Source organism: Hymenobacter busanensis, from assembly GCF_008727865.1.
Taxonomy (GTDB): Bacteria; Bacteroidota; Bacteroidia; order Cytophagales; family Hymenobacteraceae; genus Solirubrum; species Solirubrum busanense.
The window spans coordinates 510,510-526,217 of record NZ_VTWU01000004.1 but is presented as its reverse complement, the minus strand read 5'-3'; the positions used below and the strand labels follow the sequence as shown (position 1 = coordinate 526,217).

The window sequence follows — 15,708 nt, the reverse complement described above, 5'->3', positions numbered from 1 at the left end:
CCTTCCCTATGTTCCGTTCTTCCGCCGCCCGGCTGCTGCTGGGCTTTGCCGTTGCTGCCGCGCCGCTGGTTGTGCGGGCCCAGGCCCCCGTGCAGTACCGCATCGGCTTTCCCAACGCCATTCACCACGAGGCCCAGGTAACGGCCACCTTCAGCCAGGTGCCGGCCGGGCAGCCGCTGCACGTGCGCATGGCCCGCTCCTCGCCCGGCCGCTACGCCCTGCACGAGTTTGCCAAGAACGTGTACGACGTGCAAGCCACCGATGCCGGCGGCAAGCCCCTGCGCGTAACGCAGCCCGACCCCTACGGCTGGGACGTGACGCCCGGCCCCGACGGCACCGTGGTCTTCCGCTACACGCTCTACGCCGACCGCACCGACGGCACCTACGCCGGCATCGATCAGCAGCACGCGCACCTGAACATCCCGGCCACCTTCGCCTTCGCCCGCGGCCTCGACCAGCGCCCCGTGGAAGTGCGTTTCGACGTGCCCCAGGGCTGGAGCGTGGCCTCGCAGCTGCAGCCCAGCGGCGAGGTATGGAAGGCGCCGCACCTGCAGTATTTCATGGATTCGCCCACCTCGCTGGGGCCGCAGCAGGTGCGCAGCTGGCAGCAGGACGGCCGCACCATTGAGCTGGCCGTGCTGCACGCGGGCTCGGAAGCCGACCTGGACCGCTTTACGGAGCAAACCAAAAACGTGGTGCAGGAAGCCCGGGCGGTGTTTGGCGAGCTGCCGCAGTACGATTTCGGCCGCTACACCTTCGTGGCCGACTACCTGCCCCAGGCTACTTCCGACGGCATGGAGCACCGCAACTCCACCTCCGTCACCAGCCCCCGCCCCTTGAGCGGCCCCGGTGCGCTCGACAACCTGGGCACCGTCTCACACGAGTTTTTTCACAGCTGGAACGTGGAGCGCATTCGCCCGCGCGACCTGGAACCCTTCGACTTTGAGCGGGCCAACATGAGCAACTCCTTGTGGTTCGCCGAGGGCTTCACGCAGTACTACGGCGAGCTGCTGCTGCGCCGCTCGGGCGCCTATAGTTCCGACCAGCAGTACTGCCAGGAAGCCCTCAGCGGCTTGGTCAACGCAATGGTGCAGTCGCCGGGGGCGCAGCGCAACTCGGCCGTGTATATGAGCCAGCAGGCCCCGTTTGTGGACGCGGCCAAGTCCATCGACCCCAGCAACCGCGCCAACACCTACCAGTCGTACTATTTCGTGGGCGGGGCCAATGCCCTGGCCCTCGACCTGCTGCTGCGCAAAAACTACAAAACCGACCTCGACGCCTTTATGCGGCAGGTATGGCTGCAGCACGGCAAACCGCAGAAGGACTTTGCGCCCGAAAAGCCCTACCTGCTCACCGATTTGCAGCGCATTCTGGGCCAGGTGAGCGGCGACACGGCCTTCGCGGGCGGCTTCTTCCGCCAGCACATCTACGGCCACGAGCTGCCGCGCTTTGCCGATCTGCTGGCCCCGGCCGGCATGGTGGTGCGCCAGGCCAAGCCCAACTTGCCCACCGTGGGCCAGCCCGGCCAGGTAGCGTTTGTGAACGGCCGCTGGCTCGTCGTTTACAATGCCTTGCTGGGCACCCCGCTCTACCAAGCCGGCCTCGACCGCGACGACGAGCTGCTGAAACTGGACGGCAAGGAGCTGAAGGACGAAAAGAGCCTCGCCGCCGTTCTCAAAAAGCACAAAGCCGACGACGTTGTGCCCGTGGAAGTTCGCTCGCGCGGGCAAGTGCGCACCGTCAGCCTCAAGCTCGCCGCCGACCCCACGCTAGAAGTAGTACCTGCCGAGCAGGCCGGCCAGCAGCCCACGCCCGAGCAGCAGACGTTTCGGGCTGCTTGGCTGGGCCGCAAGGCCAAATAACCTTACCCAGCTAGCCTTTGCGCCGGCAAGTGAGCTTTGCCACCCCATAGGGAGCCCCACTGCTTCGGCCTGAAGGGGTACCTCCGGGAAGGGGTACCCCTTCCCACCCCAAACACGGCCGGCCGCGTCTCCAAGACGCGGCCGACCGTGTTTTAGATGCGGCCTCGCGTATCCGGAATGCGAGCGGCCGTTTCGCCGACGCGAGGCCGCTTAGTTTAGACGCGAACAGACATCTTGGAGACGCGGCCCCGCGTTGTTTGGACGCTCCGGCGCGTCTTCGGGATGCGACCGACCGTCCCGAAGACGCGCCGGAGCGTGTTTAGGGTGGGGTAGCGAGTGCGACGGCGAAGCGTTGTCTGGCCGATGGCAGCCTTAGCCTTCCAGCCAGCGGCGCAGGGCCGGGGTTTGGGCGGCGCTGCTGGTGAGCGTGGCCCCGTGGCGCAGGCGCACGGCCAAGCGGTTGTTGAAGTACGGCTCGATTTTGTCGATGGCCGGCAGGTGCAGCAGCTCGCCGCGGTTGAGGCGGCAGAACTGCGCCGGGTCGAGCTGCTGCTCCCACTCGGTGAGCGTGCCGGTGATCGGGTGCCGGCCGCCCTGCTGGTCGACGGCAAACACCACGCCTTCGTCGGCCTGCAGGTAGGCCACCTCTTCCACCGGCAGCAGGTAGAAGCTGTTGTTGGGCTGGCGCACCGTCAGGCGCTGCCGGTAGCCCTGGGCCGGGCGCCGCAACGCCGCGCTCAGCTGCTCGATAACGGCCGCCGACAAGACGGGCTCGGCCGGAGCAGGTTCCGGTTCGGCGGCGGCCGGGGGCGCGAAGCTGGCTTTCAGGGCGTCGTATTTGGCCAGGGCGGCGGCAAACTGCGCGTAGTTGAAGGGCTTGAGCAAGTAGCCGATGCCGTTGGCCTGAAACGCGGGCAGCAGAAACTGGTCGTAGGCGGTGGTGAAGATGATGGGGCACGTTACGCGCACCTGCTGGTAGAGGCCGAACACGTTGCCGTCGAGCAGTTCGATGTCAGAAAACACCAGGGCGGGCATCTCGTGCTGCCCAAACCAGGCCAGGGCTTTTTCCACGCTGCGCGCCTCGTGCACGTCGTGGGTGGGCAGGCCGTAGCGGGCCGCAAACAGGCGGATTTGCCGGGCGGTGGGCGCTTCGTCTTCGAGAATGAGCAGGCGCATGACTTACGGGGCCGTTTCGGCCAGCAGCGGTGCCGGAGCAGGGGCGGCCCGGCGGGCGGTGTGGGTGAGCAGCGGCACCGTCACGGCAAACACAGGGCCGCGCTGCACCTGCACGGGCTGGCCAGTGAGGATGCGGTAGCGGGCCTGCAAATTCAGCAGCCCCGTGCCGCCCGACTCGGGTGCGGTGCGCTTGGGCTGCACGGGGTTGCGCACGCTCAAGTGGTCGGCGCACACCTCCAGCGTTACCACGAGCGGAGAGTCCTCGTCGCCGCGGTTGTGCTTGATGGCGTTTTCGACGAGAATCTGGAGCGTGCCGGGCACCACGTGGCGGGTAGCGGGGTCGAGACTGGGGGCCAGCGTGGTGTCGAAGGCATAGGCCGCCCCGAAGCGGTGGCGCAGCAAGTACACGTAGTCGTCGAAAAAGCGCAGTTCCTCGGCCAGGGGCACGAAATCGGCGTCGCGGTGGCGGATGAGGTAGCGGTAGAGGCCCGCAAACCGGTCGAGGTAGTGGCTGGCCACGTCGGTATCCTGCGCAATAAGCACGTGCAGGATGTTGAGGTTGTTGAAGAGAAAATGCGGGTCGATCTGGGCTTTGAGCAAGCGCAGCTCGCTTTCGGCCTGGGCTTTCTGGGCCCCGAGCAGCCGCTGTTGGGTATCGTGGTAGTGCTTGCCGGTGAGCACCACCGCCAGCAGCCCGTAGCTGCGGGCGTGGCTGACGGCCGCATACACCAGGCTCAGCGGCTGCCAGCTCACCTGCTGCCCAAACACCACCTCCAGCCCCCACACGTAGCCCACCCCGCTCAGAAGTACAAACGCCGGCACCAGCGCCAGTGCTCCGGTCCGCTGCCCGGCCGTGAGCAGCCGCGGCAGCAGCCCGTGCACCGCCAGCAGCACCGTGGCCGAATCGAGCAGCGCGGTAAACGCCGTACCGGCCACGGCCCGGGGTAAGCTAAACTCAGCCCGGTACTCGATGAAAAGCAGCGGCGCCGCCACCAGCCAGTACACGGCCATTACAACGGCATCGGCGCGGCCGGGGCGGCGCGGAAACAGCTTAAGGAGAAAGGAAGGGAGCATAGCGAAGCGCGAAGGTACGTGGGAGGGGCCTCACCCCCGAAGGGCGAGGGAAGCCACGGCGGCGCGGGCTGGTATCATCGATTTTGGGTTGAGGTACTCTATCAAGCTGCCCTGTTGGCCCGAAGCCGATGCGGAGCTTTAGCGGGCGGGCTGCGCCTGGGCCTGATTGAGGCTGGCGTTTTCGGTGCGGGGCGGCTCGGTGGGGCCGGAGTCGCGCACCAGCAGCAGGTACTGCACGTAGGCCGTAGCGGGCAGCTGCGGATCGAACTGCAGCTGCTGGGCCGCTGGAATGCCGGGGGCGTAGCGCACCTGCACGGGCAAGCGGCAGGCGGCAGCGCCGGGGGCATCAAGCTTCACGAGCGTGGTGCTGCCGGGCGCGGTGGTGGCTTTCAGGGCCTCAATGCCACGCAGCACCACCAGCGGGCCGTCGTGGTTGAACTTGTCGGTGGCGGTGTAGGCCTGGGGCGTGCGGAAGGGCGCGGGCAATTGGGCCGAGGCGTACATCATGCGCGAGCCGCTGGTGGTGCAGAGCAGCGACACCACTTTGTTGCGGGCCGGCAAGCTGCTTTGGCGCACGCGGCTGGCAAAGGCCCGGTGGCCGTCCACCGTGGGGCTTTGCAGCACGTGCCCGGTGCCCCACAAGCCGTAGAGTTTCTCGTTTTCGAGATGGTAGAGCGGCAGCACGGCTTGGTAGTTGGCAAAAATCTGGGCTTCGCGCGAGGGCAGCGTGCGGGCGTAACTGGCGTTGGTGAGCAGGTGCTGCAGCTCGTCGTAGGTGGCGCGGCCCAAGGCCCGGCGGGCGGCAGGCTCGTCGGCGCGCAACGCCTGCTGAGCGCGCCACGCCACGCCGGCAAACGTGGCGGCCCCAGCCTGGGGCAGCGCGGCGCGCACCGAATCGAGGCGCACGGTGAGCGAAGCCGGCAGCTTGTTGGCGCGGGCCTGCAGCACGGCCAGGTAATCGGCGGCCAGGGCGTAGTCCTGCAGCCCGTCGATGCCCACGAAGCGGATGCGGCGGGCGGCGGGCAAGGTGGCGTTGAGGGCCCGGATGCGCTGGATTTTGCGCACGAAGTCCTCGTTGCCCCACTGCGCCTGCTGCCGCACCCAGCTGGCAAACACCCGGCGCAGGGTGGGCTCGTCGCCGGTGCGCAGGTACTCGTTCAGGTAGTAGGCCTTGGCGCAGTCGACCTCGGCCAGGTAGTGGCGCACGCCGGCGCGCTGGTTGAGGTGGCGCAGCAGCGCGAAGTCGATTTCCTGCGGCCGCTGCACGCCATGCGCCTCGCCCAGCAGAAACAGCTGGTTTTGGTAGAACGCCTCGTCGAACAAGCGAAAATCGGGCGTGCCGGGCAGGGCGAGGGTTTCGCGCGGGGTGCCGGCAAATACCGAATCGGGAGACGCGGCCGGGGGCGTTTGCGCATGCGCGGTGCGGGTCAGCAGCAGGGAGGCGGCCAGCAGCAAAGCCGGGCGGCGGAAAGGGAACAGAGCGAGCATGTGGCGGGAGGGTTTGGCGGTGAATGATGGCCCAAACCACGCCCGCCCGGTTCCGCAATCGAAGCCGTAACCTGCGAAGTGCGGGAAAAACCGGCCGAAGTCGGGGAAAAATCCGCTGAGTTGGTCCCGCCGCATCAGCGGTTTATTGCGGACCTTGCGCGCACTTATGCCCTCCCCTGCCCGCCGGCTCCGGCTGATTTACGCCGTCATTTTCATCGATGTAGTGGCCGGCGCAGCCATCGGGCCCATCATGCCCGAGTACGTGCGCGGGCTGCGCCAGCCGCAGCTGTGGCTGTCGGTGGGCACGGGTATTTTTCTGGGCATTCAGCTGTTTGCGGCCCCACTGCTGGGCAAGCTCTCCGACGGCTACGGGCGCCGGCCCATTCTGGTGCTGTCGGCGGTGGGCACCTTGCTGGCTACGCTGCTGCTGCTGCCGGTGCGCACGGCGCTGTACTTCGTCAACCGCGCTTCCGACGGCCTCACCAACGGCATGTACGCCACCGTGCGCTCGGCCATTACCGACCTCTCGCCGCCCGACCAAGTATTCAAGAACCTGGGCCTCGAAGGCGCCATTATTTCCTTCGGCTTCGTGCTGGGGCCCATGTGCTCGGGCTTGCTGCTCACGTTTTACCGCATTCCCGAAGGCCACCAGGCCACCTACGTGGCGGGTTTTGCCGTGGCGCTGGCCGCGCTAAACATTGGGCTGAGCCTACTGCTGCGCGAAACCCACGCCCAGCGCACCGGCGTTACGCCCGCCGCGCTGCGGGCCGCAGTGCGGGAAGCCCTGAATCTGCCCACCATCTGGCGGCGGTTGCGGGCCAAGGAGCGCGCCCACCCCGGCCTGCTGCGGCTGGTCATTACGCAGGCGCTGTTCACGCTCAGCATCGGCTACTATTTCTACTTTGTGCCGTTCGCCAGCCTGAGCGCGCTGCGCATGGACGCCCGCGCCATCAGCTACTTTTTCATGGCGTTTGGGGCGGCCAGTGTGGTCATCAACTACCTGTTCTACACCTACGTGGCCGACCGCCTCAACCAGCGGCGGGCCATTTTCTGGCTGGCGGCGCTGGGCGTGCCGGTGCTGGCCGCCTACGGGCTGGTGGGCGCTTCGCGGGTGGGGCTCTACGTTATTGTGGCCTTCGACTGCCTAACTCTCTCGTTGGTGCAGGGCCTGATTGAAGGGCTGCTGGCCCAGCGCACCAGCGACCAAGACCGCGGCGAAATATTTGGGCTGAACCAAGCCGTGCAGGGCTTTGCCAGTCTCGCGGGCACGCTCATGTTCGGGGCCCTCTCGGTGGTCGATTTGCGGCTGCCGTGGGCGTGGTTTGCGCTGTGCCTGGCGGGCGTGGCGTGGCTGGTGCGCGGCGCCAGGTAGGCTGACCGCGTTTCGGGATAAGCAAACCCGGCCCCGCACGGTTGTTTGCCCGTATCCCGCTTACTTCGCCCGTCCCGCGCCTTTCTTGGTTTCTATGCCCGCCCAGCCCCACTACGTTCGCAACGACGCCCTGCCCACCATTCGCCGCAACTACCTCGGCAACCTGATGTTCGGCCGCCAGTTTGCCAACGGCGACGTGCTCTACCAGCCGCAGTTCTCGGATGTTTTTCGGTGGAAGGTGCTCACCAAAAACCCGCAGGCCGAGGAGAAAAAGCGCGACACCTGGGCGCCCGCCGTGCAGCCCTGCGCCGCGGTGCTGCGCCAGTGCCCCGATGACACGCTCCTCTGGCTGGGCCACGCCACGTTTTGGCTGCGTATGGGTGGCCGCACGCTGCTCTTCGACCCGCTGCTGTTCGACTTGCCGCTGCTCAAGCGCCGCCACGCCTTGCCCTGCGCCCCCAGCGACCTGACCGGCATCGACTACCTGCTCCTCTCCCACGGCCACCGCGACCATCTCGATGAAAAGTCGCTGAAGCTGCTGGCCCGCCAGAACCCGCAGGCGCAGGTGCTCGGCCCGTTGCGCGTGGAACCGTTGCTGCGCGGTGTAACCAGGCCGCTGCCGGTGCAGGAGGCCGGCTGGTGGCAGCAGTACGACCTCGGGCCCGCGGCCCCGCTGGAAATCTATTACCTGCCCGCCCGGCACTGGCACCGGCGCGGCATCGGCGACCTGAACACGGTGCTCTGGGGCTCGTTTCTGATTCGGGAGGTGGTCACCGGCCGCACGCTCTATTTCGCCGGCGACTCGGCTGAGGGCCCCCACTTCTACGAAATCGAAGAGCAGTTTGGCCCGCTGGATGTGGTGCTGATGCCCATTGGCGCCTACAAACCAGCCTTTATGATGCGCCTGAGCCACATGAACCCGCACGAAGCCGCCAAGGCCACCAACCAGCTGCGCGCCGGCCACCTCGTGCCCATGCACCACGGCACCTACGACCTCTCTGATGAGCCAGCCTCGGAGCCGCTGCAAACCCTCGAACAGATTGCGGCCGAAGGCTGGCTAAGCGCGCAGCTGCACGCACCCGCCGTGGGCCAGCCCCTGAGCCTGACCGACATGGACTAACTCAACCGCTTACCCCTGGAATTGAGGCCGGGTAGCCGCTAGTTCATGATCTTGCCGCGGTTGTCCCAGTGGCTCGATTTCACTTCCAGGCTATCGGGCAGGCGCTTGATGGTGCGCGTGTACCGCTCGCCGGCAATGGTGCCGTCGGGCCGGCGCTTGCCGAAGAACAGGGTGACCGGCTCCCCATGCTCGTTGGTGAGAAAGGTGATGTCATAGCCCTTGAATACGTCGTCAATGCGGATTTTGGGCTCGTATTTCTTGCTCAGTTTCTTATCAAGCTCGGGGTGCAGCGGCATGGCGCGTAAAGGATGCTGGTGCCCCCTCTACGTAGGTTCAGCCCGCTGGAGTTAAGGTTGAGCTGCCCCCAGCAACGTTATGACAGCGCCTGCGGCGCCGCGCCGCCCGTAGCGCCGCCGGTGCCGGCAGGCCGCGACTTGTCCTGCGGCAGCGGTACGAACTCGGCGTTGTCGTTGGGCGGCAGGGCAATGCGGCCGGCTTGCCAGTCGGCCTTGGCCTGCTCAATCCGCTCCTTGCGCGACGACACAAAATTCCACCAGATGTACCGCTCGCCCAGCGCCTCGCCGCCCAGCAGCATGAGCGTGCTGGCTTCGCGGGCCACGATGACGGGGTCGACGCCGGGCGTGAAAACCAGCAGCTGGCCGGCGGTGTAGCGGTGGCCGGCCACTTCCACGCTGCCTTTGGCCACGTAGGCGCCGCGCTCCTGGTGGCCGCGCGGCAGCCCAAACCGGGCGCCGGGCTGCAGCACCACGTGCAGGTAAAACAGCGGCGAATGGGTGCGCACGTCGTTGCGCAGGCCGAAAGCGTTGCCGGCAATCAGGCGCATCCACACGCCGGTATCGGTGAAAACGGGCAACTCGTGGGGCTGGTAGTTGGCGAAGGTGGGTGCCTGTTCTTCGTCGGCTTCGGGCAGCGCCACCCAAGTCTGAATCATTTCCAGCTGCCCGCCGGCCAGCGTGGCCGGGTCTTCGAACCGCTCGGAGTGGGCAATGCCGCGCCCGGCCGTCATCCAGTTCACCTCGCCCGGCCGAATAATTTGCTCCACGCCGAGACTGTCGCGGTGCGTCACCTGACCGCCAAACAAGTAGCTGACCGTGGAAAGGCCGATGTGCGGGTGCGGCAGCACGTCGAGGTCGTGCGCGTTAACCGGCGCTATATCGACCGGGCCGGCGTGGTCCATGAAAATGAACGGCCCGACCATGCGCCGCTGCCGAAACGGCAGGATGCGTTTCACGTCGAATCCGGGGCCGATGGCGGCGGCGCGGGCGTCAATTACCAGGTCGAGCATATGCGGGGTGGTTGGAGTCGGTTTGGGTGGGGCTTTCCATTCGCAAGAAACAAGGTAAATGGGTTTTCGCTTACGCGCTGCACGACGGTTTGGGGGCTTTTGGGGCCTGTCCACGCCAAGCCCGGCGGGGCTGTATCTTTACAGCCTCATTTCCCCCCTCGCCTATGTCCCCGACGCTCGTTCTGAGCCTGATTGCCGGCTACTTCACCATCCTCATCATCATTGCGCTGCTCACCTCGCGCAAGGCCACCAGCGCCAGCTTTTTCGTGGCCAACCGCAACGTGCCGTGGTACATGGTGGCCTTCGCCATGATTGGCACGTCGCTCTCGGGCGTCTCGTTCATCTCGGTGCCGGGCATGGTGCACGCGCAGGCCTGGAGCTACATGTCGGTGGTGTTTGGCTATTTGGCGGGCTACCTCGTCATCGGCACGGTGCTGCTGCCGCTCTACTACAAGCTGAACCTGGTCAGCATTTACACCTACCTGGAGACGCGCTTCGGGTTTTGGAGCTACAAAACCGGGGCGGCCTTGTTCCTGATTTCGCGCGCCATTGGGGCGGCGCTGCGCCTCTACGTGGTAGCCGGGGTGCTGCAGGTAGCGGTGTTCGACGACCTTGGCGTGCCTTTCGCCGTGACGGTGGCCGTGAGCATTCTGCTGATTTACCTCTACACCTTCCGCGGGGGCCTGAAAACCATTCTCTGGACCGACACCTTCCAGACGCTGGCCATGCTTACGAGCGTGGGCATCAGCATCTACCTGATTTCCGACGAGTTGAACCTGGGCTTTCAGCAAGTGATTCAGACCGTGCGCAAGTCGGAGATGTCGCAGATTTTCTTCTGGGAATGGACCGACTCGCGCAAGTTCTGGACGCAGTTCGTGTCGGGCATGTTCATCACCATCGTCATGACCGGCCTCGACCAGGACCTGATGCAGAAAAACCTGAGCTGCCGCACGCTCAAGGACGCCCAGAAAAACATGTTCTGGTTTGCCCTCATCCTGGTGCCGGTCAACATTTTGTTCCTCTCGCTGGGCGTGTTGCTCTACCAATACGCCGCCGCCAAAGGCATTCAGTTGCCCGTAAATGCCGCCACCGGCAAGGTCATCGGCGACGACGTGTTTCCGCTGCTGGCCACCGAGCACTTCTCGCTCTTCGCCGGCATCGTGTTCATCCTGGGCATCATTGCCGTCACCTATTCCTCCGCCGACTCGGCCCTGACGGCCCTCACCACCTCATTCTGCGTCGATTTTCTGACCATCAGTAAGTACACAGAGGCCGAGCAGAGCAAGATGCGCCAACGCACCCACCTCATGTTCACGGTGGTGCTGGTGCTCATCATTCTGGTGTTTCGGGCGCTCAACAACCAGAGCCTGATTACGGCCGTGTTCAAGGCCGCGGGCTATACCTACGGGCCGCTGCTGGGGCTGTTTGCGTTCGGCATTTTTACCCGCCGCCAGCTCACCGACCGCCTCGTGCCTTACATGTGCGTGTGGCCGCCGGTGTTCTGCTACATCCTGAATGCCAACTCCAAAGCGTGGCTGGGCGGTTACGAGTTTGGCTTTGAAATTCTGCTCGTCAACGGGCTGCTCACCTTCTTAGGCTTGCTGGCCATTTCGCGCCCCGCCGAGGTGGGCTCCGCAGTGAACCCCGCTGCCGCCGAATTGGTTAGCTAGGGCGTACCTTTGCGCCTTCATCGAAGAATGTTTGAGGACTTGTCATCCTGAGCGTGCGCGAAGGACCTTCTCACGTCAGGTAGCAGTCTATCCTAACGTGAGAAGGTCCTTCGCGCACGCTCAGGATGACCGATTTACCACAAGTGCCTTTTCGTTCCCGCCCCGCCCGTGAAATATCACCTGCTCTTCATCCTGCTGCTGGCAACTTGCGCTGCTTCGGCCCAAACCACACCGGCCGCACCGCAACAAACCACCGTGCTGCGCCCCGGCCGTATGCAGGCCCAGGCCAAGCCCGCCGCCAACCGCCCGGATGTAGCCCCGCAGTTCATTGGCGGCCCGGCCGCGCTCGGCGAATACCTGCAAGCCAACGTGCAATACCCCGAAGCCGCCCGTAGCAAAGCCCTGTCCGGCTCGGTGCTGGTGGGCTTCACCATCGGCACCGATGGCCGGCCCAGCGGCGCGCAGGTGGTGAAGGCCCTTTCGCCGGAGTGCGACGCCGAGGCGTTGCGCGTCATTGGCGCAATGCCAGCCTGGAAACCGGCGCTGCGCAAAGGCCAGCCGGTGCCGGTGCCGGTGCAGTTGCCGGTACCCTTCGGCAATTCCAGCAACCTGAAGGTGGAGAAGAGTAAAGTAAAATTTGAATAACGGAGACTCTAGAACCTAGAAGTGAGAACCAAGAGCTCAGACGTGGTTTTGCCGAACCAGACCAGCTAAGTTCTTGCCTCTCCTATCTAAGCTCTAACCCAATCGAATGGCAGCCAGAAGCGGATTGAATACCAGTGGCAGCGTCGGGCCCGACGTACCCAAAATCAAGCTTACCAAAGAAAACTTTCAGCGCGGGCTGCGGATTTTCCGCTTCGTGCTGCCCTACAAGGCCCCCTTTATTGCCGGCCTGCTGCTGCTCGTGTTCAGCAGCGTGTCTACCATGATAATGCCCAAAATGCTGGGCTACCTGGTGAACGTGGCCAACCACCAAACCAGCACCCTGCCGGCCTGGCTGCCGAAAACGATTACCGGCATTGCGCTGCTGCTCTTTGGCGTGGTGCTGCTGCAAGGCTTGTTTTCCTTCCTGCGCATCTTTTTCTTTTCGCGGGTCAGCGAGTTCACCGTGCGCGACATTCGTCGCACGCTCTACCAGAAGCTCGTCACCCTGCCCATTCCGTTTTTCGAGCAGCGCCGGGTAGGCGAAATCACCTCCCGCTTGACCTCCGACGTGGCCAATATTCAGGACACGTTTACGCTCACGCTGGCCGAGTTCATGCGCCAGATTCTGACGCTGCTGGCCGGGGTGGCCTTCATCATGTGGGAGTCGTGGCGGTTGTCGCTGTTTATGCTGGCCACCTTTCCGCCGCTGGTGCTAATGGCGTTTTTGTTCGGCCGCAGCATTCGTAAGCTCTCGAAGCAGACGCAGGACGAACTGGCCAAAACCAACGTCATTGTGGAGGAAACCATGCAGGGCATCAGCTCGGTAAAGGCCTTCACCAGCGAGCAGCACGAGGTAAGCCGCTACGGCGCCGGCCTGAACCGCACCGTACAGGCCGCCCTGAAGGCCAGCGTGTTCCGCGGCGGCTTCGTATCGTTTATCATCGTGGCCATCTTCGGCGGCATCTTCCTGGTGCTCTGGCGCGGCGCTACCTACGTAGAGCTGCCCGCCTCCGACCCGCGCCACCTGCCCATGGGCGACTTGGTGTCGTTCATTCTCTACACCATGTTCATCGGCGCCTCGGTGGCCGGCCTGGGCGAGATGTACGGCAAGATTCAAAGCAGCCTCGGCGCGTCGGAGCGCATTCTGGAAATCCTCGACGAAACCTCCGAGCCGGTGCACCAGACGCGGCCGGCCGGCACGCCCCCGCTGAAGCTGCGCGGCAACATCGAGTACCAGAACGTGCAGTTTCGCTACCCCACGCGGCCCGATCTGGCGGTGCTCAAGGATATTTCGTTCTGCATCGAAGCCGGCGAGAAAGTGGCGCTGGTGGGGCCTTCGGGCGCGGGCAAAAGCACCATCGTGCAGCTGCTGATGCACATCTACGAGCTCAGCGGCGGCCGCATCAGCATCGACGGGCACGACATCAACGCGCTCGACCTGACGGAGCTGCGCCAGCACATCGGCATCGTGCCGCAGGAAACGCTGCTCTTCGGCGGCACCATCCGCGAAAACATCCTTTACGGCCGCCCCGACGCGCCGGAGGCCGACATTGTGGACGCTGCGCGCCGCGCCAACGCCTGGCAGTTCATCCAGTCGTTCCCCGAAGGCCTCGATACGGTGGTGGGCGAGCGGGGCATCAAGCTCTCGGGTGGGCAGCGCCAGCGCATTGCCATTGCCCGCGCCATCCTGAAAAACCCGGCCATCCTGCTGCTCGACGAAGCCACTTCGGCCCTCGACTCGGAAAGCGAGAAGCTGGTGCAGCAGGCCATGGACGAGCTGATGCAGAACCGCACCAGCATCATCATTGCGCACCGCCTGAGCACCATTCGGAAGGTGGACAAAATCCTGGTCATCGACGGTGGCCGCATCGTGGAGCAGGGCACCCACGAGGAGCTGAGCGACAACGAAAACGGGCTGTACGCCAACCTGCTCAAGCTGCAGTTTGAGCTGACGTAAGAAAGAATCAGAGCAATAAAAGCGGGGCGGTTTGGTTATGTTTAGGCATACCAAGCCGCCCCGCTTCTGTTATGAGTGCTTCGCTATCATTTCGTACCGGCCGCATAACCCGTTATCCTATTGTGTGGCAAGACTTCGGTTCGGTCGCGGCTATGCTTCTTGCCATTATGTGCTGCCTCTTATCTAATGCTGAAACCGATTTTCACACAGACGCGCCTTACCTGCTTTTGCCCTCTACCACTGAACGTTCGTACTGTGGACCGGAAACAAATATCTTAACCATCAGCCTTGACAAGACTAACAAGGTTTACTTCTCTCATGATTCGAAGTCTGTCCAAGCCGCTGCGATACGCCAAGTGGCAGCTAAACGCGGCGTTTATTTTACAATCTTCCAGCAGCGGGAATTGGTAAAGATACCTTACCTGGGCATGGATGTTCGAAAGTTGCCCGCTTACCTCTCGCTCCCTGATTATGAGCGAAGGAAAATCACCTTACTTGGCATTCCATGTTCAGAAGGAGACAATCAATTATCCGAATGCATTACAGCTGCTAGAGCCGAAGCGCTTCGAGGCTTCGACAGGATGCCCCTGATTTCTATTCGTACAGATTACCGTTTGCCCTATGCCCGGATCAAAAATCTATTCAGAAACTTACAAGGGCTACACCTTTATCGATACTATTTAATCACGCATAATAAGCCTTATAACTCAGACCAATTGTAACTCTTTAGTTTTACTTAGGAGCTTTGTGATATACACCTTACACACCCGCCTTCACGTCGCTTTCAACGAAAACTACCTCGACGTGCCGCTGGTGAAGGCATTGTTCTACGAAGCCATGGACGCCGGCGCCCGGTTCAGCCGCGGCTGGAGCGACGCACCAGCTACCGTCACGTTCACCATCTACGGACGCTATTCGGCGCTTTCGTTGCAGCGGTTTCAGCGCCTGCTGCACCACCACGATTCGTTTGCGCGGTTGCTTGTCAACGGGCAGCCGTTTGCTTGAGGTCAGCGCGTTAGCGACGGCGTTGACAAACGCTTTAGCAGCGCCGCCGCGTCCATTCTCCGAAAGCTGTACTTTTAGGGCGCTAATCACCCTCATTCACTCGTTTTCCTCATGTTGAACCGGACTTCGCTGCTGGCCGCTCCTGCCCTGGCAGCCGCCCTACTCTTTTCGGCCCCGGCCGCCCAGGCCCAGATCAGCACCCCAGCGGCCAGCCCCAAAAGCACCGTTACGCAGCGCGTGGGCCTCACCGACATCACCATCACCTACTCGCGCCCCAGCCTGAAAGGGCGCCAAGCCTTTGGTACGCTCGTGCCGTTTGGCAAGCGGTGGCGCACCGGCGCCAACCAAACCACCAGCATCAAGTTCTCCGACGACGTGACGGTGGAGGGCAAGAAGATTCCGGCCGGTGAGTACGGCATCTACACCATTCCGAACAAGACCGAATGGCTGGTGGTGTTCAACAAAAGCACCAAGCAAGGCGCCGACGTCGACGGCTTCAAAGACGACCAGGACGTGGCCCGCGTGAGCGTGAAGCCCTACAAACTGGGCAACAAAGTGGAAACCTTCACCATTGGCTTCTCCGACATCACACCCGCCACGGCCAACGTGGACATGATGTGGGAGCTGACCGGCGCCAAGTTCAAAGTAACGAGCGAAGTGGAGCCGAAGGTAATGGCCCAGATCGACGAGAAAGTCATCAAGAACGCCTCGCCCTCGGCCAACGACCTGGCCGCCGCGGCCGTGTACTACTACGACAACGACAAGGACCTAAAGCAGGCCCTGGCCTGGATGCAAAAAGCCAACGCCACCGACCCCAAGTTTTGGAACGTGCACACGGAAGCTAAAATCCGCCTGAAAATGAAGGATTACAAAGGCACCGTGGCTTCGGCCGAGCAGTCGAAGAAGCTGGCCCTCGACGCCAAAAACGCCGACTACGTGAAGATGAACGAGGACCTGATTGTGGAAGCCAAGAAAACCGGCAAGTTGTAATCGTCCGCCGCTTCTGTCGAGAAGCATACTAAAACAAGCGGCC

General features: G+C 63.6%; 14 protein-coding genes. 9 read left to right on the top strand and 5 right to left on the bottom strand.

Going from position 1 to position 15,708, the window contains the following annotated elements:
* Positions 1–8: 8 nt before the first annotated feature.
* Positions 9–1,862 carry a M61 family metallopeptidase gene (locus tag F0P96_RS13270; RefSeq protein WP_151079379.1) on the top strand — a complete coding sequence of 618 codons (1,854 nt, stop codon included), beginning with the start codon at positions 9–11 and terminating at the stop codon, positions 1,860–1,862.
* 372 nt (positions 1,863–2,234) lie between these two features.
* Here F0P96_RS13270 and F0P96_RS13265 read toward each other — a convergent pair whose 3' ends face one another.
* From F0P96_RS13265 to F0P96_RS13255, 3 genes are all read right to left on the bottom strand, one after another.
* Positions 2,235–3,038 carry a LytR/AlgR family response regulator transcription factor gene (locus F0P96_RS13265; protein ID WP_151079378.1) on the bottom strand — a complete coding sequence of 268 codons (804 nt, stop codon included), beginning with the start codon at positions 3,036–3,038 and terminating at the stop codon, positions 2,235–2,237.
* A gap of 3 nt (positions 3,039–3,041) precedes the next feature.
* Positions 3,042–4,112 (bottom strand): sensor histidine kinase, encoded by a 1,071-nt coding sequence (locus F0P96_RS13260; RefSeq protein ID WP_151079377.1) that lies wholly within the window; start codon positions 4,110–4,112, stop codon positions 3,042–3,044.
* 138 nt (positions 4,113–4,250) lie between these two features.
* A complete protein-coding gene (locus F0P96_RS13255) occupies positions 4,251–5,600 on the bottom strand; it encodes an erythromycin esterase family protein (protein WP_160620081.1) in 1,350 nt (449 codons plus the stop codon).
* Between the two features lie 166 nt (positions 5,601–5,766).
* Between F0P96_RS13255 and F0P96_RS13250 the strand changes: the two genes are divergently transcribed.
* Together F0P96_RS13250 and F0P96_RS13245 are read left to right on the top strand one after the other, a co-directional pair.
* On the top strand, positions 5,767–6,972 hold the full coding sequence (locus F0P96_RS13250; RefSeq protein WP_151079375.1) for an MFS transporter: 1,206 nt from the start codon (positions 5,767–5,769) through the stop codon (positions 6,970–6,972).
* A 94-nt stretch (positions 6,973–7,066) separates the two neighbouring features.
* The gene (locus F0P96_RS13245; RefSeq protein WP_151079374.1) at positions 7,067–8,092 is read left to right on the top strand and encodes an MBL fold metallo-hydrolase; all 1,026 of its coding nucleotides are present in this window, start codon (positions 7,067–7,069) and stop codon (positions 8,090–8,092) included.
* Between the two features lie 38 nt (positions 8,093–8,130).
* Here the strand turns inward: F0P96_RS13245 and F0P96_RS13240 are convergent, their stop codons facing one another.
* Both F0P96_RS13240 and F0P96_RS13235 read right to left on the bottom strand, forming a co-directional pair.
* Complete coding sequence (locus F0P96_RS13240; RefSeq protein WP_151079373.1) at positions 8,131–8,388, bottom strand: hypothetical protein; 258 nt, start codon at positions 8,386–8,388, stop codon at positions 8,131–8,133.
* A gap of 77 nt (positions 8,389–8,465) precedes the next feature.
* On the bottom strand, positions 8,466–9,398 hold the full coding sequence (locus F0P96_RS13235; protein WP_151079372.1) for a pirin family protein: 933 nt from the start codon (positions 9,396–9,398) through the stop codon (positions 8,466–8,468).
* A 164-nt stretch (positions 9,399–9,562) separates the two neighbouring features.
* On the opposite strand from F0P96_RS13235, the gene F0P96_RS13230 reads away from it, so the two are divergent.
* The 6 genes from F0P96_RS13230 (at position 9,563) to F0P96_RS13205 (ending at position 15,665) form a co-directional block, all read left to right on the top strand.
* Positions 9,563–11,068 carry a sodium:solute symporter gene (locus F0P96_RS13230; RefSeq protein WP_151079371.1) on the top strand — a complete coding sequence of 502 codons (1,506 nt, stop codon included), beginning with the start codon at positions 9,563–9,565 and terminating at the stop codon, positions 11,066–11,068.
* Between the two features lie 168 nt (positions 11,069–11,236).
* Positions 11,237–11,713 carry an energy transducer TonB gene (locus tag F0P96_RS13225; RefSeq protein WP_151079370.1) on the top strand — a complete coding sequence of 159 codons (477 nt, stop codon included), beginning with the start codon at positions 11,237–11,239 and terminating at the stop codon, positions 11,711–11,713.
* Between the two features lie 106 nt (positions 11,714–11,819).
* Positions 11,820–13,670 carry an ABC transporter ATP-binding protein gene (locus F0P96_RS13220; RefSeq protein WP_151079369.1) on the top strand — a complete coding sequence of 617 codons (1,851 nt, stop codon included), beginning with the start codon at positions 11,820–11,822 and terminating at the stop codon, positions 13,668–13,670.
* Positions 13,671–13,741: 71 nt separating this feature from the next.
* Positions 13,742–14,392 carry a hypothetical protein gene (locus F0P96_RS13215; protein WP_151079368.1) on the top strand — a complete coding sequence of 217 codons (651 nt, stop codon included), beginning with the start codon at positions 13,742–13,744 and terminating at the stop codon, positions 14,390–14,392.
* A 25-nt stretch (positions 14,393–14,417) separates the two neighbouring features.
* Positions 14,418–14,675, top strand: a complete 258-nt coding sequence (locus tag F0P96_RS13210) for a hypothetical protein (RefSeq protein WP_151079367.1) — start codon at positions 14,418–14,420, stop codon at positions 14,673–14,675.
* 111 nt (positions 14,676–14,786) lie between these two features.
* Entirely contained in the window at positions 14,787–15,665 is an 879-nt protein-coding gene (locus tag F0P96_RS13205) for a DUF2911 domain-containing protein (RefSeq protein ID WP_151079366.1), read from the top strand.
* Positions 15,666–15,708: the final 43 nt, after the last annotated feature.